General features: G+C 67.3%; 15 protein-coding genes, 1 pseudogene and 1 riboswitch. Of the genes and pseudogenes, 9 read left to right on the forward strand and 7 right to left on the reverse strand.

The genetic code is table 11. From position 1 onward, the window contains the following. Positions 1 to 70 precede the first annotated feature (70 nt). Genes MKK62_RS15490 through MKK62_RS15510 form a run of 5 tightly spaced genes read left to right on the forward strand, consistent with a single transcriptional unit; the run spans position 71 to position 4734 of the window. Positions 71 to 2800, forward strand: coding sequence for a sensor histidine kinase (locus tag MKK62_RS15490; RefSeq protein ID WP_434084950.1), 2730 nt, complete (start codon positions 71 to 73; stop codon positions 2798 to 2800). Next, positions 2797 to 3216: a roadblock/LC7 domain-containing protein gene (locus tag MKK62_RS15495; protein WP_240259332.1), complete on the forward strand. Its 420-nt coding sequence runs from the start codon at positions 2797 to 2799 to the stop codon at positions 3214 to 3216. The genes MKK62_RS15490 and MKK62_RS15495 overlap by 4 nt, the downstream gene beginning before the upstream one ends. Positions 3217 to 3222: 6 nt before the next feature. Continuing rightward, positions 3223 to 3606 carry a DUF742 domain-containing protein gene (locus MKK62_RS15500; protein ID WP_240259324.1) on the forward strand — a complete coding sequence of 128 codons (384 nt, stop codon included), beginning with the start codon at positions 3223 to 3225 and terminating at the stop codon, positions 3604 to 3606. Beyond that, positions 3587 to 4189, forward strand: a complete 603-nt coding sequence (locus MKK62_RS15505; protein WP_240259322.1) for a GTP-binding protein — start codon at positions 3587 to 3589, stop codon at positions 4187 to 4189. Before MKK62_RS15500 ends, MKK62_RS15505 begins: the two co-directional genes overlap by 20 nt. Beyond that, positions 4186 to 4734, forward strand: coding sequence for a pentapeptide repeat-containing protein (locus MKK62_RS15510; protein ID WP_240264130.1), 549 nt, complete (start codon positions 4186 to 4188; stop codon positions 4732 to 4734). Before MKK62_RS15505 ends, MKK62_RS15510 begins: the two co-directional genes overlap by 4 nt. On the opposite strand, the gene MKK62_RS15515 is transcribed toward MKK62_RS15510, so the two are convergent. Together MKK62_RS15515 and MKK62_RS15520 are read right to left on the reverse strand one after the other, a co-directional pair. Next, the gene (locus tag MKK62_RS15515; protein ID WP_240264129.1) at positions 4731 to 7367 is read right to left on the reverse strand and encodes an FHA domain-containing protein; all 2637 of its coding nucleotides are present in this window, start codon (positions 7365 to 7367) and stop codon (positions 4731 to 4733) included. The genes MKK62_RS15510 and MKK62_RS15515 overlap by 4 nt on opposite strands. 55 nt (positions 7368 to 7422) lie before the next feature. After that, positions 7423 to 8616 carry an NADH:flavin oxidoreductase gene (locus MKK62_RS15520; RefSeq protein ID WP_240259320.1) on the reverse strand — a complete coding sequence of 398 codons (1194 nt, stop codon included), beginning with the start codon at positions 8614 to 8616 and terminating at the stop codon, positions 7423 to 7425. Positions 8617 to 8882: 266 nt separating this feature from the next. Here MKK62_RS15520 and MKK62_RS15525 point away from each other — a divergent pair, with 266 nt between their 5' ends. Further along, the gene (locus tag MKK62_RS15525; protein ID WP_240259318.1) at positions 8883 to 9728 is read left to right on the forward strand and encodes a bifunctional methylenetetrahydrofolate dehydrogenase/methenyltetrahydrofolate cyclohydrolase; all 846 of its coding nucleotides are present in this window, start codon (positions 8883 to 8885) and stop codon (positions 9726 to 9728) included. After that, positions 9725 to 10003: a DUF3017 domain-containing protein gene (locus tag MKK62_RS15530; protein WP_240264128.1), complete on the forward strand. Its 279-nt coding sequence runs from the start codon at positions 9725 to 9727 to the stop codon at positions 10001 to 10003. Before MKK62_RS15525 ends, MKK62_RS15530 begins: the two co-directional genes overlap by 4 nt. 2 nt (positions 10004 to 10005) lie before the next feature. Here MKK62_RS15530 and MKK62_RS15535 read toward each other — a convergent pair. Then, positions 10006 to 10365: pseudogene (locus MKK62_RS15535) on the reverse strand (DUF732 domain-containing protein); the annotation flags it as partial. Positions 10366 to 10499: 134 nt separating this feature from the next. On the opposite strand from MKK62_RS15535, the gene MKK62_RS15540 reads away from it, so the two are divergent. Continuing rightward, positions 10500 to 11927 carry an FAD-binding oxidoreductase gene (locus MKK62_RS15540; protein WP_240259314.1) on the forward strand — a complete coding sequence of 476 codons (1428 nt, stop codon included), beginning with the start codon at positions 10500 to 10502 and terminating at the stop codon, positions 11925 to 11927. A 128-nt stretch (positions 11928 to 12055) separates the two neighbouring features. Beyond that, positions 12056 to 13417, forward strand: a complete 1362-nt coding sequence (locus MKK62_RS15545) for an HNH endonuclease signature motif containing protein (RefSeq protein WP_240259312.1) — start codon at positions 12056 to 12058, stop codon at positions 13415 to 13417. Here the strand turns inward: MKK62_RS15545 and MKK62_RS15550 are convergent. Genes MKK62_RS15550 through MKK62_RS15565 form a run of 4 tightly spaced genes read right to left on the reverse strand, consistent with a single transcriptional unit; the run spans position 13414 to position 17023 of the window. Beyond that, positions 13414 to 13728: a DUF732 domain-containing protein gene (locus MKK62_RS15550; RefSeq protein ID WP_240259304.1), complete on the reverse strand. Its 315-nt coding sequence runs from the start codon at positions 13726 to 13728 to the stop codon at positions 13414 to 13416. The genes MKK62_RS15545 and MKK62_RS15550 overlap by 4 nt on opposite strands. A gap of 45 nt (positions 13729 to 13773) precedes the next feature. Continuing rightward, entirely contained in the window at positions 13774 to 14508 is a 735-nt protein-coding gene (locus tag MKK62_RS15555) for a class I SAM-dependent methyltransferase (protein WP_240259296.1), read from the reverse strand. Further along, positions 14505 to 15644: a homoserine O-acetyltransferase MetX gene (metX, locus tag MKK62_RS15560; RefSeq protein WP_240259294.1), complete on the reverse strand. Its 1140-nt coding sequence runs from the start codon at positions 15642 to 15644 to the stop codon at positions 14505 to 14507. Before metX ends, MKK62_RS15555 begins: the two co-directional genes overlap by 4 nt. Before the next feature lie 11 nt (positions 15645 to 15655). Continuing rightward, a complete protein-coding gene (locus MKK62_RS15565; RefSeq protein WP_240259292.1) occupies positions 15656 to 17023 on the reverse strand; it encodes a bifunctional o-acetylhomoserine/o-acetylserine sulfhydrylase in 1368 nt (455 codons plus the stop codon). Positions 17024 to 17124: 101 nt separating this feature from the next. Continuing rightward, positions 17125 to 17244, reverse strand: a riboswitch (SAM riboswitch). Positions 17245 to 17266: the final 22 nt, after the last annotated feature.

A 17266-nucleotide genomic window follows, 5' to 3' on the forward strand; every position in this document is an offset into this window, starting at 1 on the left:
CAGGAAGTCTCATGAACGACGCGCTAACACTGGGATTCAGCGGAGCGGACGCTAACACCGCGCTGGTCCGGTGACCATGTTTGCTCGCGCCACGCGGGCGAAATCGTCGACCAACAATGAGCCCGCCGACAGCGGAAGCGCGCAGCCCGTATCCGCGAAACGTCCGCCGTCGTGGTCGCTCCCTAATTGGCCGGTCAGATGGAAAGTCGTTGCCATTGTCGCGTTGCCATTAATGCTGGCAATGGTTTTCGGTGGATTACGGATCGCGGGTGCGGTCACCGATGCTCATCGACTACGGCTGGCCGCCGACCGCGCCGAGATGGTCCCAGCGATCACCAAATACATGTCGGCGCTCGACGTCGCGCTGCTGGCGAACTCGACCGGAGGCGATGCCGACGGCGCGAAGAAAAACTACGACGCCCGCAAGAGCGAACTCGAAGCCCGCTTGCACGGCACCGACGTCGACACCGACGTCGAGAACGGGATCAACGGCATGCTGGAAGGCGGCCAGTCCTTGCTGGACAGCGTCGCGTCCAACGCCATCGGCTTGCGCGCACGCGTCACGAGCTTCGCGCCCATCCTGTTGACCGCCGAGAATGCGATCGACGCGTCGGTGCGGGTGGACGACGAACAGATCAGGGCTGAGGCGCAGGGCCTGAGCCGCGCGGTCGGGGCCCGCGGCCAGATGATGATGCAACAGCTGCTGATGGCTCGCGGCGCCGATCTGCCCGAACCCGAGTTGCGAACGTCGATGACCACGCTTGCCGGTACCGAGCCGTCGACCTTATTCGGGATGGCCGAGGTGCTCGGCGTCGGCTCGCCGGAGGCCAAGACGCTGCAACAGCAGATGGTGACGCGGATGGGCCTGATGTCCGATCCGGCCCAGAAGCTGGTGAACAACCCCGTCTTGCTGCGCTCGGTGCAGACCACCGACGGGATCGCCGCGCAGATCATCGACAACATCACCCCGAAGGTCACCAAAGCCGTCGAAGACCAGGCCCACGACCGGCGCAACGTCGCAATCCGCGACTCCGTCGTGGTGGTGACCGCCATCCTTGCCGCGATCGTGCTCGTGCTGCTGGTTGCGCGCTCACTGATCCGGCCGCTGCGGGTGCTGCGCGACGGCGCGTTGAAGGTGGCCCACGAGGACCTCGAGCGGGAGATCGCCAGGGTGCGTTCCGGTGACGAATCGCCGCCGGAGCCGCTACCGGTCCACACCACCGAGGAAATCGGTCAGGTCGCCCACGCGGTCGACGAACTGCACACCCAGGCACTGCTGTTGGCCGGCGACGAGGCCCGGCTGCGCACTCTGGTCAACGACATGTTCGAGACGATGTCGCGACGCAACCGGTCGCTGGTCGACCAGCAGCTTTCGCTGATCGACCGCCTGGAGCGCAACGAAGAGGACCCCGAGCGGCTCGACAGCCTGTTCCGCCTCGACCACCTGGCCACCCGGATGCGGCGCAACGGCGCAAACCTGCTGGTGCTCGCGGGTGCGCAGACCACGCGCGGTGACCAGCGCACGGCAGTGCCGCTGTCATCGGTCATCCACGCGGCCGCGTCCGAGGTCGAGGACTACCGCCGGGTCGAGACGTCGATGGTGCCGGACTGCGCGATCAATGGCGCGGCCTCCGGCGACATCGTCCATCTGCTCGCGGAGTTGATCGACAACGCGCTGCGCTACTCGCCGCCGGCGTCGCCGGTGCGGGTCTCGGCCGGATTCCGCAGCGACGGCGCGGTGTTGTTGCAGATCGTCGACGTAGGGCTGGGCATGACCGACGGCGACCGCCGGATCGCCAACATGCGCCTACGCGCCGGGGGAGAGGTCAGCCCCGACAGTGCCCGTCACATGGGACTGTTCGTGGTTGGCCGGCTCGCTAACCGGCATGACATCCGGGTCCGGCTGCGTGGGTCGTCCGTGGAAGAGGCACGCTCGGGCACGACCGCCGAGGTGTACCTGCCGGCGGCGGTGCTGGATGGCGACGACGCGGGGCCGGCCGCTTCGCCCGACGTCGAACCGCCGACGGCGTCGTTCCCGGTGCCTGAGCCGCCCGCCAGCCCGGAATTTCCGGCGTATCCCGCCGCGGACGCTTCGGATCGAGACGGGTCGCAGTCGCCCGATTCACCGATCAGCCTGCTGCCCAGGCGTCGTCCCGGCAGCAGCGGAATCACCGGCGCTCCGACCGCCCCGCCTGCCCAGGAGCCGGCCGAAACCGCCGAGCCGACTCCCACACCGCCGGCGGCACAGCCGGTTTCGAACACCTCGTCGTTCTTTGGTTCACGCGTCCGATTCAGCCGGGAGAACCGACAGGCCTCCGCGGCCGAGCCGCCCCAACAACCGGAGCCACCGGAAACGGACGACGTCTGGACGGCCGAGGCGGCGCCCTCCGCCGGCCCGCCTGACGACGACCTGATCTACAAGCAGATGCTTTCCGAGTGGCTGGTCGACCCGCACGATTTGGCGCAGAGCCCGGACCTGGACTGGCAGACGGTGTGGGACCGCGGCTGGTCGGCGGCCGCCGAAGCCGAGGACGCGCCAGTGGAGGCGCACACCGAGCATGGTCTGCCGGTGCGCGAACCCGGCGCCAGGCTGGTGCCCGGCGGCGGCGAGCCGAACGGGAATGCACACCACCGCACCGACGACAACGGGACCAATGGCGGGTCTGCCTCCGGACCCACCTCGGCGCGCGGCGCCCCGGTGCGCGATCCCGAGGCCGTCCGCGCCTCGATGAGCAGCCATTTCGGTGGCGTCCGAGCAGGACGCTCGCACGCCCGCGATGACGATCAAGGATCCGAATGACCTCTGGTTTCAGCTCCGACAACTCGCTCGACTGGCTGGTGTCGAATTTCGCCCGCGAGGTTCGCGGGGTGGCGCACGCCATCCTGGTCTCCGTCGACGGGTTGCTGATGGCGTCCAGCGAGCGCCTACCCAAGGAGCGGGCCGACCAACTCGCCGCGGTGTCGTCCGGTCTGGCAAGCCTCGCCAGCGGCGCGGCCCAGCTCTTCGACGGCGGCCAGGTGCTGCAGTCGGTGGTCGAGATGCAGAACGGCTACCTGCTGCTGATGCAGGTCGGCGACGGGTCGCACTTGGCCGTCTTGGCCGCGACGTCGTGCGACATCGGACAGATCGGCTACGAAATGGCCGTGTTGGTCGAACGGGTGGGCAATGTCGTGCAATCGAGCCGACGTGCTGACTCGGATTTCTCACACTCGTGAGCCGGCATGGACAAGCGCGAACCGTCGGGCTCTGAACCGCCGCCGTCCGAGGCGAGCCTCGTCCGGCCGTACACGCTGACAGCGGGCCGGACCAAGGCCAACGTCGACATCCCGTTGGAAGCGCCCGTGCAGGCGCTGCAGTCGGCGATGTTTCACCGGTGGCCGTCGGGCGACGTCCGGGGCAGAATCGTGCAACTGTGCGTGAAGAGCCCGTCGGTGGCCGAAATCTCGGCTCGTCTGAATTTGCCGCTGGGTGTCACGCGCGTGTTGGTCGGCGATCTGGTGACTTCGGGCTACCTTCGAGTCAATCGGACTTTGACCGACAGTTCCACCCGTGATGAACGCCGCGAATTGATAGGAAGGACGCTCCGTGGCCTACGAGCGCTCTGATGCGGGGGCCGCGTCCCCGTATAAGTCGCGCGATACCGCGTCCACCAAGATCGTCATCGCCGGCGGATTCGGCGCCGGGAAGACGACGTTCGTCGGCGCGGTCTCCGAGATCATGCCGCTGCGCACCGAGGCGATGGTCACCGACACGTCTGCCGGTGTCGACATGGTCGACGCCACGCCGGACAAGCGCACCACCACCGTCGCGATGGACTTCGGCCGGATCACACTCGACGAGGATCTGGTGCTCTACCTGTTCGGGACGCCCGGGCAGCGCCGATTCTGGTTCATGTGGGACGACCTGGTGCGAGGCGCTATCGGCGCGGTGATCCTGGTGGACTGTCGGCGCCTGCAGGACTGCTTTGCCGCCGTGGATTTCTTCGAACACCGCAACCTGCCGTTCCTGATCGCGGTCAACGAGTTCGACGGCACGCCAAGGTATCCGGCCGACGAGGTACGCAAGGCGTTGACGCTGCCCGCACACGTCCCGGTGATCAACGTCGACGCCCGCGACCGCAGGTCGGCAACCGATGCCTTGATCGCGGTGAGCGAATACGCGCTGGCGAGTTTGTCGCACAGCGCATAGTGCACTGGACCGATCGCGAATTCGTCGGCCGCGACTTCCGCGACGACGATTTGAGCAGACTCCGCACCGAGCGGGTGGTGTTCACCCAATGCGACTTCAGCGGGGTGAACCTCGCTGAGTCCGAGCATCTGGGGTCGGCGTTCCGCAACTGCACGTTCAATCTGAGCACCCTGTGGCACAGCACGTTTCGCCAGTGCAGCATGCTGGGCTCGGTGTTCGTGCGGTGCCGGTTTCGACCGCTGACCCTCGATGAGGTCGACTTCACCCTGACCACACTCGGCGGGAATGACCTGCGCGGCATCGACTTCAGCGGCTGCCGGCTGCGCGAGGCCAACCTGGTCGAGGCCGACCTGCGCAAAACCGTGTTGCGCGGCGCGGACCTCTCCGGTGCGCGCAGCGTCGGAACCCGTTTGGACGACGCCGACCTGCGCGGCGCGATCGTCGATCCGTCGTTGTGGACGACGGCGACGCTGACGAAGGCGCGCATCGACATCGAGCAGGCACTGGCCTACGCCGCCGCCCACGGTCTACGGCTGGACGCCTAGCGTTTCAGCCGGATGCTCCACCGCACGTAGCCGGCGTAGAACAGCGACAGCGCCGCGAGCATCGCCATGTCGAAGAAGAAGATGTGCTTGGAGTGCTGCCAGATCGGGTCGTTGGTCGGAATCTGCTTGACCTTCACCAGGCTCGGGAAGTCGATGGACGACGCCCCGGCGGCATACCCCCAGCGTCCGGGCGTGATCCAGGACAGCTGATTCAGGCCCGCTCGGCCCGTCACCGGGATCATGCCGCCGGCGAGTACCAGCTGCGACATGATCGACACCACCAGTAGCGGCATGATCTGCTCGTTCGACTGCGCGACCGCGGAGAGCAGCAGTCCGAGAATCGCCGACGCCACACAGGTGCCGGCGACCGTCACGAACAACGAGAACGTCGAGTTGCCGAAGAAGGGCGGATGCGCAGTGGGCGCGCCCTTTCCGATTCGGACGATGATCGTCGCGATCGCCGCCTGAGTGGTGGCGAAGGCGCAGAACACGGCGACCTTCGCCAGCAGATACGCGGTCGTGGAAAGACCAACGGCCTGTTCTCGCTTGAAGATCGGTCTCTCGCCGATCAGGTCACGGATAGTCAGCGCCGTACCCATGAACACGGCCCCGATATTGAGCAGCACCATGACGTACTGCGGCTGGGTGGGCGCCAGACCAAGCGGATCAGCGGGCCCCAGACCGGGTTTCGGGCCCTTCACGGTCAGCGACAGTGCGCCGATCAGGAACGGCAGCACCGCTAGGAACACCGAATAGCCGCGGTCGGAGATCACCAGCCGGACCTGACGTCGCGCGATCGTCGAGAGCTGGCGTAGCAGGTCGGTGTGCACGGGCTCGCCCAGATCCGCAGGGCTTTCCTTATCCGGTGGCTTCTGCTCGCGTCTGCCGCCGTTGCGTTCCAGGAAGCGACGGTTCGCCTCGTCCGGGTCGGCGCCCACGTTGGCGAAGATGTCCGCCCAGTTGGTGGTCCCCAAGACCTCGCCGACCTGGCTCGGCGGTCCGTTGAAGGCGGTCTTGCCGCCCGGGGCCATCAGCAAGATCTGGTCGCAGACGTCGAGGTAAGACACCGAGTGCGTGACGACCAGCACCACACGACCGGCATCGGCGAGCTGGCGCAGCATCAACATCACCTGGCGGTCCAGCGCCGGGTCGAGGCCCGACGTCGGCTCGTCGAGCAGCAGCAGCGACGGCTGGGTGAGCAACTCGAGCGCGACCGACGCGCGTTTGCGCTGCCCGCCCGAGAGCTTGTCGACTCGGGTGTCGGCGTGCTTGGTCAGGTCGAGTTCCTCGAGCACCTGCGCGACGACCTGGGCGCGTTCCTCTTTGCTGGTGTCCGGCGGCAACCGCAGTTCGGCGGCGTATCCCAACGCCTGGTTGACGGTCAGCTGGCGGTGCACCACGTCGTCCTGTGGAACCATCCCGATCCGGCTGCGCATCGTCGCGTACTCGGCGTGGATGTTGTGGCCCTCGAAAGTCACCGTTCCGGCGCTGGGTTTGGTGTAGCCGGCGATCAGCCGCGACAGCGTAGTCTTGCCCGCACCGGAGCCACCGATGATCGCGGTCAGCGTGCCGGGGCGGGCGGTGAGCGAGATGCCGTCCAGCAATTCCTTGCCGTCGATCCGGAAGTGCACGCTGTTGACCTCGAGGCCTCCGGTGCGCGTCGCGGCTTCGGTGCGTCGGATCAGGTTGCCGTCGCTGTAGACGAGGTCGATGTTGCCGATCGTCACCACGTCGCCCTCGTTGAGTACCGCCGAGCCGACCCGCACGCCGTTGACGAACGTGCCGTTGATGCTGTTGGCGTCACGGATCTCGGCACCGAGCGGCGAGTCGACCAGGAACGCGTGATGGCGCGACGCGAGCACGTCCTGGATGACAATGTCGTTGTCATTGGCGCGACCGATGGTCAACGAGCCGGCCGGTTTATTCGGCGTCGACGAGCCAGGCAAAATCGCCTGGATCATCTTGGTCGCCAGGTTGCCGACCTCGGGCGGCTTGCTTACGACCGGCGGTGCCATCCGGGTGTCTTGCTGAACGATCTGAGGCGGGCCCACAGGTTGCCGGGGCGGGGGCGGCTGCGACGGCCCCTGAGGGTAGGCCGGTGGACGCTGCCCGGGATAGGGCGGCGGGGGTGGTGGGCCGGGGTAGGGCCGTGGACCCGGACCGGAACTCGCCCCGGGCATTTGGCCGGTCGGGCCGGACAACCTTGGCGCGGCGGCCGGGCGCGGCGGCAGTCCGGGACCCGGTTGCTGGGGTGGCCGCGCGGGCGCGCCGGCCCTGGCAATCGGCATCGAAGTGGTCTGCGGCGGCCGGCCGGCGACCCCGTCGTGGCGTCCGATCTCGAAGCTCAACTGCGGACCGTCGGGGTTGCCGATGTTGATCGTCTGGCCGTCGTGCAGGTCGATCACCGGCACCCGTCGTCCGTTGGCGTAGGTGCCGTTCAGCGAGCCGTTGTCGATAGCCCGCCAGCGACCCTGCTCGAAACGCAGCAGCAGGTGTGCCCGCGAGATCAGCGGGTGCGTGATGCGTAAGTCGGCGCGCAGGTCGCGACCGACCACGATGTCGTGACCGGCTGCGAAACTACGTTGGGATCCGTCGTAGTGGACTGTCAGCGCGGGTGGGGCGGCGTGACTCATCGCCCCCACATTAGCTGGATGGCTCACTGTGCCGACTGTATCGGCTGCGGGTCGGTCAGCGCGCCAGGAGGTCAGGCGCGCCGGTCACCACGCAGCTGGTACGGGTGTAGATCGTCGGCATGCACCGGTTGCAGTGCGTGCATGCGGAACGAACGCCGGCGCCGTCCCGGGCGATCCGGTTGATCAAGTCGGGCTCGGCCAGCAGCGCCCGGCCCATGGCGACGAACTGGAAGCCTTCGGCCATCGCCAGGTCCATCGTTTCGCGATTGGTGATCCCGCCCAGCAGGATCAGCGGGATCGTCAGCTCGGCGCGGAACCGTTTGGCGTGGCGCAGCAGATAGGCCTCGCGGTACGGGTATTCGCGCAGGAACTTCTTGCCGGTCATCCGCATGCCCCAGCGCAGCGGTGGGGGGAACGCGCCGGCGAACTCCTTGAGCGGGGCGTCGCCGTGGAACAGGTACATCGGGTTGACCAGCGAGCTGCCGGCGGTCAGCTCGATCGCGTCGAGGGCGCCGTCATCCTGTAGCCACTTGGCGGTGGTGATGGCCTCGTCGACCGAGATGCCGCCGCGCACTCCGTCGGACATGTTCAGCTTCGCGGTGACCGCGATCTGATCGCCGACGGCGCGTTTGACCGCAAGCACCATGCCGCGGGCGACTTTGGCGCGGTTTTCCAGCGACCCGCCGAACTCGTCGGTGCGGCGGTTGATCAACGGGCTGAGAAACGCACTCGCCAGATAGTTGTGGCCTAAATGCACCTCGACGGCGTCGAATCCGGCCTCGACGGCGAGCTTCGCGGCGTTGGCGTGGTCGGCGATCAAGTTGTCGATGTCGTCGCGGCTGGCCTTCTTGGCGAAGCGCATGCCGATCGGGTTGAAGAACCGCACCGGCGCCAGCGCGGTGGCTTTGTTCGATCGGGCGTTGGCGACCGGTCCGGCGTGACCGATCTGCGCGCTGACCGCGGCGCCCTCGGCGTGGATCGCGTCGGTCAACTTCTGGAAGCCGGGCACGGCCTCCGGTCGCATCCAGATGCCGTTGCCTTCGGTGCGGCCGCCCTGCGAGACGGCGCAGTAGGCCACCGTCGTCATCCCGACGCCGCCGGCGGCCGGCAGGCGGTGGTATTCGATCAGGTCGTCGCTGACCAGCGCGCCGGGTGTGCGGGCCTCGAACGTGGCGGATTTGATGATGCGATTGCGCAGCGTGATGGGCCCGAGCTTTGCCGGTGCCAGCACATCCGGGGCTTCGGACATGGTCAGGAGCCTACGGCGATCGCAAGTTCGGCGGAGCCGAACGCCGCGGGTCGCCGTTCGGGAGGTCGGTGCGATCGCGAGGTCGGCGGAGCCGAACGCCGCGGGTCGCCGTTCGGGAGGTCGGTGCGATCGCGAGGTCGGCGGAGCCGAACGCGGCGGGTCGCCGTTCGGGAGGTGGCGATCGCAAGTTCGGCGGGGCCGAACGCGGCGGGTCGCCATTGATTCGAGTGCGCGTGGCAGGTGTTCGGCATGCCAAACTGAAGCACGTGGCTGCAATTACCTTGGACGGCAAAACGACGCGTGATGAGATCTTCGTCGACCTCAAGGAGCGGGTGGCCGCGCTGACCGCAGCGGACAAGACGCCGGGGCTGGGCACCGTCCTGGTGGGCGATGATCCGGGATCGCAAGCCTACGTCCGCGGCAAGCACGCCGACTGCGCGAAGGTGGGCATCACCTCGCTGCGTCGCGACCTACCCGCCGACATCACCCAGGCCAAGCTCAACGAGACCATTGACGAGCTGAACGCCAACCCGGAGTGCACCGGCTACATTGTCCAATTGCCGCTCCCTAAGCACTTGGACGAAAACGCGGCGCTGGAGCGCATCGACCCCGCCAAGGACGCCGACGGTCTGCACCCGACGAATCTCGGCCGGCTGGTCCTGATGGACCCGGCGCCGCTGCCCTGCACTCCACGCGGCATCGTGCATCTGCTGCGGCGCTTCGACGTGGAAATCGCCGGCGCGCACGTCGTGGTGATCGGACGCGGCGTCACGGTCGGCCGCCCACTCGGGCTGCTGCTCACCCGCCGCTCGGAGAATGCGACGGTAACGTTGTGCCACACCGGAACTCGTGACCTACCAGCGCTGACCAGGCAGGCCGACATCATCGTCGCCGGAGTCGGGGTGCCGCACATGTTGACCCCCGATATGGTGCGCCCCGGTGCCGCCGTGATCGACGTCGGCGTGAGCCGAGTCGACGACAAGCTCACCGGTGACGTGCATCCCGACGTCTGGGAGGTTGCGGGCCACGTGTCGCCGAACCCGGGTGGGGTTGGCCCCTTGACCCGAGCGTTCCTGCTGACCAACGTCGTCGAGTTGGCGGAAGGTCGCTGAGCGTGCGCTGGCTCCGGCCGCAATGGCCGATAGTGTCGGTCGTCCTGATCTTCGTCGTGGCATTCGCTTTGGCGGCCGCGAACTTCTGGCGCCGCGGCTCGCTGTTGATCGGGATCGGCGTCGGTGTGGCCGCGGTGCTGCGGTTGGCTTTGACGGACGAACGCGCGGGCCTATTGGTGGTGCGCAGCAGGGCGATCGACTTCGCGATGCTGACCTCGGTCGCGACGGCGATGGTCTACATCGCCTGGACGATCGATCCGCTCGGGACGCGTTAGACTCCTGGGACGCCCGTTATTCCGTTGCCGCTCAGTCTATCTGGGCAATACGTTTGGATCGCGATAGCCGTGAACATCCGGGCCGCCTGCGGTGACATGCCGCGATGCGCTACGCCCGATGCGGCGGCCGCGAAACTGCCGCCCGGCTCGGCCAGCAGCGGGCAGATGGACTGACCCACGGCCATCGCGTTCCCCGGTTCGCCGTACTCGATTCCGGCATGGCTGAGCGCGTCGATGAAGTTGTCGTCGCTGGGGTCGGCGTCACCCGGTATGGAAAACGCAGTGGCAACCGTGATCATGCACCCCACGCCGACCAGCATGCGCACGGTCAGCGGTTGGTTTTTCAGCAACGACATCCCCATAGCCAGGAACTCTGGCGTACCGCCGTCACGTAATGAACACGGCGCGGTAAAGGTTCGCGTACGTTTAGCGCGACACGCGGTGATACGCGTGCTGTTGCGGCGTGTCTTGGGTTCGCGTGCACGACAATTCGAGCATGCCAGGTGAGATCTCACGTCAGGCATTTCTGCGCGGCGCGGTCGGTGCGCTGGTGGGCGGTGCGTGTGCCGGGGTGGGTCGTGCCTTTGCCGAGCCCGTGGCCGCAGGCTGGGACGCTCTGTCGATCGGCGGCCAGGTCATCCGACCGGAATCGCCGCAATTCGGCTCCGCCAAAGCAGTTTTCAACGTCAATTACAACGGGCAGACGCCGGCCGCGGTCGTCGTCCCGACATCGCAGGCCGACGTGCAGAAGGCAATGGCGTTCGCGGCTACGAACAATCTGAAGGTCGCACCGCGCGGCGGCGGGCACTCGTATGTCGGGGCGTCGGTCGCGAACGGAGCGATGGTGCTCGATTTGCGCCAGTTGCCCGGTGGCGTCGACTACGACCCGGCCACCGGGCTGGTCACCGTCCCGCCGGCGACCAGTTTGTATGCGGTGCACCAGGTTCTGGCCGCGGCGGGTCGGGGAATTCCGACTGGCACCTGTCCGTCGGTCGGCGCGGCCGGTCACGCGCTCGGTGGCGGACTGGGCGCGCATTCGCGGCACGCCGGTCTGATGTCCGATGCCCTGCGGTCGGCCACCGTGGTGCTTCCCGGCGGGCAATCCGTTGTCGCATCGGCGAATTCACAGCCCGACTTGTTCTGGGGGCTGCGCGGCGGCGGGGGCGGAAATTTCGGTGTAACGACATCTTTGACCTTCGCGACATTCCCGGCGAGTCAGGTTGACGCGGTGAACCTCGACTTTCCGGCGCATTCTTTTGCACAAGTGTTGGTCGGCTGGCAAAACTGGCTACGCACCGCAGACCGTAGTTGCTGGGCGTTGGCCGACGCGACGGTCGACCAAATGGGCACGCATTGCCGGATTTTGGCGACCTGCCCCGCTGGATCGGGCGGCAGTGTCGCGTCTGCCCTCACGTCGGCCGTCGGTCTGCAACCCAGCGGCACGGAGCATCACACTTTCAACTACCTGGACTTGACGAATTACCTTGCGGTCAACAACCTCAACCCGGCACCGCTCGGATATGTCGGCGGGTCAGACGTTTTCGCCTCCATGACGCCGGCCACCGCCCAGGGGATCGCCGCTGCGGTCGACGCATTCCCGCGCGGGGCGGGTCGCATGCTGGCGATTATGCACGCACTGGATGGCGCGCTTGCCGATGTACCAGTCGGGGCAACCGCGTTTCCCTGGCGCCGGCAGTCGTCGTTGGTGCAGTGGTATGTCGAAACGGGTGACCCCGCGGCCGCTCGTGCGTGGCTTTCCGAGGCGCATCGGGCCGTTGGGCCGTATTCGGTTGGCGGCTATGTGAATTACCTCGAGGCGGGCCAGCCCGCGGGGCGCTACTTCGGCCCGAACCTGTCGCGGTTGGACGCCGTTCGGCAGAAGTACGACCCAGGTCGGGTGATGTTCTCCGGCATGCCGGTCTGACGTCGGTCGTCTGATCTCGCCGTCGAGGCGTAGCCCACCGCTCGTCTCGTCTCAAACCACTTCCGTCACTGTGGTTTCAGCTGTGGATGAGTTCTTCGGATGTCGGTGGGTGTCGTTACAATTCGAACATGCGCTCGAGTAGTCGTGAGGATGTCGTCGAGGGTCTCGACGCGCTGCGCGCTGCGATGAAACGCACCCTGGACCTCGGGTTCGACGCGTTGACGACGCCGGAGCGGCTCAACGTCCTGGAAAGCTTCGAGGTGTTCCGCCGGCAGCTGCCCGCGGTCGAGCACGAGTTGATCAACGAGCTGGGCCACGAAGACCAGGCGGTGCTGGGTGGGAAACTACCCGCGGTGCTGGCCGACCGGCTCCGGATCAGCCGTTCAGAGGCCTCCCGCCGTATCCACGAAGCCGCCGATTTGGGCGAGCGGCGGGCCTTGAACGGTGAGGTGTTGGCGCCGGTGTTGCCCGCGACCGCTGCCGCCCAACGCGCCGGGGAGCTGGGCGCCGGCCATGTCGCGGTGATCCGCTCGTTTTGGCAACGCATCCCCGACTTCGTCGATGTCGGCACCCGCGCACGCGCCGAACAAGAACTCGCCCAGCGCGCCACCGAACACCGCCCCGACGAACTGGCCAAACTCGCCGACCGGCTGATGGACTGCCTCAACCCCGACGGCGACTTCACCGACATCGACCGCGCCACACGCCGCGGCATCACGATCGGCCGCCAAGACATCGACGGCATGAGCAAGATCAGCGGCTATTTGACCCCGGAGGCGCGGGCTACCTGGGATGCGGTGTTCGCCAAACTCGCCGCACCCGGCATGTGCAACCCCAACGACGCTGAACCCTGCATCTCCGGTACCCCGTCCCAAGAGGCGATCCAGGGCGACACCCGCGGCGCCCACCAACGCACCCACGACGCCCTGCTCACCGCCGGACGCGCCCTACTGGCCTCCGGCGACCTCGGCCAACACAACGGGCTACCCACCAGCATCATCGTCACCACCACACTCCAGGAGCTAGAAGCCGGCGCCGGGCGGGGTTTGACCGCCGGCGGCACCCTGCTACCGATGTCCGATGTCATCCGGCTGGCCCAACACGCCCACCACTACCTGGCCATCTTCAAGCGCGGCAAAGCGTTGGCGCTGTATCACAGCAAACGCCTGGCCACACCGGCCCAACGACTCGTCCTGATCGCCAGAGATCGCGGCTGCACCTTCCCCAGCTGCGACGTCTCGGGCTACCACTGCCAGGTCCACCACGACGACCCCTACCGCACCCACCCCGTCAGCGACGTCAACCACATGACCCTGACCTGTCCCCCCAACCACGCCCTCACCGAACAAGGCTGGACCACCCGCAAAAACCACCGCGGCGAAACCGAATGGATCCCACCACCCCACCTCGACCGCGGCCAACCCCGCACCAACACCTACCACCACCCCGAAAAACTCCTCCAAAACGGAGACGACGACGAAGCGGCTTAGTACTTGAGGTCGTGCGGCAGCAAGTAGGACTTGTCGAGGCAGAAGTTCGCGACGGCCGCGCCGATGACCATGGCGGACTGGTGCATGGTCAGCCCGGGATTCTCGTGGTTTACCGCGGCGACCAGCGGGTCGAAACCGGTCGCGGGCAGACGATCGCACATCTGCCGTCCGTAGGGCCCGGCCGCGGCGGGACTGTCGGCGGGAACGCCGACCGATTGAACGTTGGCCTGATACGCGCTGTCGATGTCGTCGGCGTGGGCAAGCGGTGCAGTGCCTACAACCAAGGCGCAGAAGGCCAGCAGCGGTTTCACAGCTCGCACAATAGCCGCGGTCGCCCGACGCGGCGGGCCCCAGGGCTAAGCCGCGAGCGTCGCGCGCACGCACACCGTGATGTACGGCAACGCAAGACCGCCGGCATTGGCCAACGCGGGATGGGTGGCCAGCAACTCGCGCACCTGGTCCAGCGTCTTGGTGCGGACCTGAGTGGGAGAGGTGATGCAGTAACTGCGCGACGCGACCAGATCGATCAACGCTTGCGGGGTCAGATAATTCGTCCACTCGACCTGGTGGCGCTCGACGTGGGTGAAGGGCTCCGGCAACGTGACGTGGTCGCGCATCGGGTCGCCGTCGCGGCCGATGATGCTGCCCAATTCCCGCACCCAGCCGGATCGCTCGTCGCGGGTGTTCCACACCAGACCCAGTCGGCCGCCGGGGCGAAGCACTCGGGCCAGCTCCGGTATCGCCCGGTCAGGGTTGAACCAGTGCCATGCCTGCGCAACGAGCACCGCGTCGACGCTGTTGTCCGCCAGCGGGATTTCCTCCGCGGTGCCGAGCAGCGCCGGCGTATTCGGAAGCGATGTGCGCAGCATCTCCAGCATCTCGGCGATCGGATCGACGGCGATCACATCCAGCCCGCGTTCCACCAGCCGGCTGGTCAGCTTGCCGGTTCCCGCGCCGAGGTCCAGCACGTCGCGGGCCCCGCTGGGCAGCAACCAGTCGATTGCCTCCGGCGGATACGACGGGCGCCCGCGCTCGTACGCGGCCGCTTCAGAGCCAAATGACAGTGAGCGGGCCTGTGAAGACTGACTCACCGCGAACACGCACCCTTCGCCGCGGCCAAATCCAACGTCTGTCGCACCAAATCCCCCACGGCGTCCGTCTCTACCAGGAACCCGTCGTGCCCATAGATCGAATCGACCACGCGGAGGCCGTCGCATCCCGGCAGCAGCGAGGCCAGCTCCTCCTGCAGCCTCAGCGGATAGAGCCGGTCGGAGGTGATGCCACCAACCACGGCAGGTACCGGGCAGGCCCGCAGTGCGGCCTCGACGCCGCCGCGGCCACGGCCGACGTCATGACTGGACAACGACTCGGTGAGCACGACGTAACTGCCCGCATCGAACCGCGACACCAGCTTGCTGCCCTGATGCTCCAGATAACTCTGCACCGCGTAGCGGCCTCCGGCCGCGGGATCTTCACCGCGTTGGGCCTCATTGGCGAACCGGCTGTCCAACTCGGCCTCGCCGCGGTAAGTCAGGTGGGCGAAGCGGCGAGCGATCTCGAGTCCCGCGTCCGGGGTGCGTCCGGTGTCGTAGTAGTCGCCGCCCTGCCAGTTCGGGTCGGCTTTGATGGCGGCGATTTGGGTGCACTGCGTACCGATCTGGTCGGCCGTCGCGCGCGCGCCGACGGCCAGTAGCAGCCCGGCGCCGACCCGCTCGGGATAGGAGACCATCCACTCGAGCGCTCGCGCGCCACCCATCGATCCGCCCAGCACCGCGGCGACGTCGGTGATGCCCAGCGCCGCGAGCGCCGCCACGTCCGCCGTGACCTGGTCGCGGATCGACACCAGCGGAAACCTTGAGCCCCAAGCCTTTCCGTCGGGCGCGGTCGACCGCGGCCCGGTCGAGCCCTGACAGCCTCCCAGTACGTTGGTGGCCACCGCGCACCACCGGCGGGTGTCGATTGGCGCACCCGGGCCCGCGATTCCGTCCCACCAGCCCGGTGTGGGATGCCCGGGACCGGCAGGCCCGGTGACGTGCGAGTCGCCGGTCAGCGCGTGCAGGACGACGACGACGTTGTCGCGGGTGGGCGACAACTCGCCCCACCGCTGAACGGCAATGCTGACGTCGTCGAGCACCATGCTGTTTTCCAGCGTCAGCGAGCCCACGTCCACGATGCCCACTTCGCCCTCGGCGGGCAGCGTCTGCGTCGGCATGTCAGAGATTGTCACCTGCCGACTCCTCAGAACGCCGCCACGGCGTGCGGGTCGCGTTCGCCGGCGGCTTGGACGCCGCCAAATGGACGAGCGGCGGAAAAGCCCAATTCGAGGTCGCCCAGGATGTCGTCGATTCCCTCGATACCGACCGCCAGCCGCACCAAACCGGGGCTGACCCCGGCCGCCAGCTGTTCGGCCGCGCTGAGTTGAGCGTGGGTCGTCGACGCCGGGTGGATCACCAGCGATCGGACGTCGCCGATGTTGGCGACGTGACTGTGCAACTTCAGGGCGTTGACGAAGGCCTTGCCGGCGTCGACCCCACCGACCAGCTCAAAAGACAGCACCGCGCCGGTTCCCTTCGGCGCCAACCTCTTCGCCCGCTCGTGCCACGGCGAGCTGGGCAGACCGGCGTAGTTGACCGCCTGCACGAGGTCGTGGCCCTCCAGATATTCGGCAACCCGCTGGGCGTTGGCGACGTGTCGCTCGATCCGCAGGCTCAGCGTCTCCAGACCTTGAGCGACCAGGAAAGCGTTGAACGGCGATGCCGCCGAACCCAGGTCGCGCAGCAGTTGCACCCGCGCCTTGAGCGCAAAAGCCGGTGGACCCAACTCCGCGAACACCACACCGTGGTAGCTGGGATCGGGGACGGTGAAGCCAGGAAAACGACCCTGCGTCCAGTCGAAGGTTCCGCCGTCGACGATGACCCCGGCGATCGCGGCGCCATGCCCGCCGAGGTATTTGGTGGCCGAGTGCACGACGATGTCGGCGCCCTGGCTGATCGGCTGGATCAGGTACGGCGTCGCGACGGTGTTGTCGACGATCAGCGGCACACCGTTGTCGTGTGCCACAGCAGAAACGCCGGGGGTGTCCAGGACGTCGATTTGCGGGTTGGAGATGGTCTCGGCGAAGAACGCCTTCGTGTTGGGTCGCACCGCGGCACGCCATGACTCGAGGTCGTCGGGGTCTTCGACAAAGCTGACCTCGATGCCGAGCTTGGGCAGCGAGTAGTGGAACAGGTTGTAGGTGCCGCCGTAGAGCCGTGGACTGGAGACGATGTGATCGCCGGCCGCAGCCAGGTTGAGGATCGCGAACGTCTCGGCGGCCTGACCCGAAGCCAGGAACAGCGCGGCCACCCCGCCCTCCAGGGCGGCAATGCGCTGCTCGACGACGTCGGTGGTCGGGTTGCCGATGCGGGTGTAGATGTTGCCGGGCACTTCCAGCCCGAACAGCGCCGCGGCGTGCGAGGTGTCGTCGAAGACGTACGACGTGGTCTGGTAGATCGGCAGCGCACGGGCGCCGGTGGCGGGGCAGGGTTGCTGGCCGGCGTGGATCTGCTTGGTCTCGAACGACCAGCCGGCGGTCGGATCGGTCTCAGGGGTGCTATCGGAACTCACGGTGGATTGCTTTCCGGGAAGCCGTCAACGACACACGATGGGCCAGCCCACACAGGTGCGCATCAGGTTTCCCTGTCTACTCCGGGGGGCCCATCACGGCGGACCCGCGCTTGCCGCGTAGCCACTGTCAGCTACGAAACCTGGTCTTCACCCGGAGCACCCCACCGCGGTTGGAGGGTTGCCGGCCAGCAAGCCGGGGCTTGACGCTGGCGCTCATGACCAAGGAGAAGCCTAGCTCATCAA

This window comes from Mycobacterium paraterrae (genome assembly GCF_022430545.2).
Classification (GTDB): domain Bacteria; phylum Actinomycetota; class Actinomycetes; order Mycobacteriales; family Mycobacteriaceae; genus Mycobacterium; species Mycobacterium paraterrae.

Bases quoted from the DNA above. Each gene is read 5' to 3' on its own strand.
- MKK62_RS15495 (WP_240259332.1), top strand. From the start codon at position 2,797: ATGACCTCTGGTTTCAGCTCCGACAACTCGCTCGACTGGCTGGTGTCG.
- MKK62_RS15500 (WP_240259324.1), top strand. From the start codon at position 3,223: ATGGACAAGCGCGAACCGTCGGGCTCTGAACCGCCGCCGTCCGAGGCG.
- MKK62_RS15515 (WP_240264129.1), bottom strand. From the start codon at position 7,367: ATGAGTCACGCCGCCCCACCCGCGCTGACAGTCCACTACGACGGATCC.
- MKK62_RS15520 (WP_240259320.1), bottom strand. From the start codon at position 8,616: ATGTCCGAAGCCCCGGATGTGCTGGCACCGGCAAAGCTCGGGCCCATC.
- MKK62_RS15540 (WP_240259314.1), top strand. From the start codon at position 10,500: ATGCCAGGTGAGATCTCACGTCAGGCATTTCTGCGCGGCGCGGTCGGT.
- MKK62_RS15545 (WP_240259312.1), top strand. From the start codon at position 12,056: ATGCGCTCGAGTAGTCGTGAGGATGTCGTCGAGGGTCTCGACGCGCTG.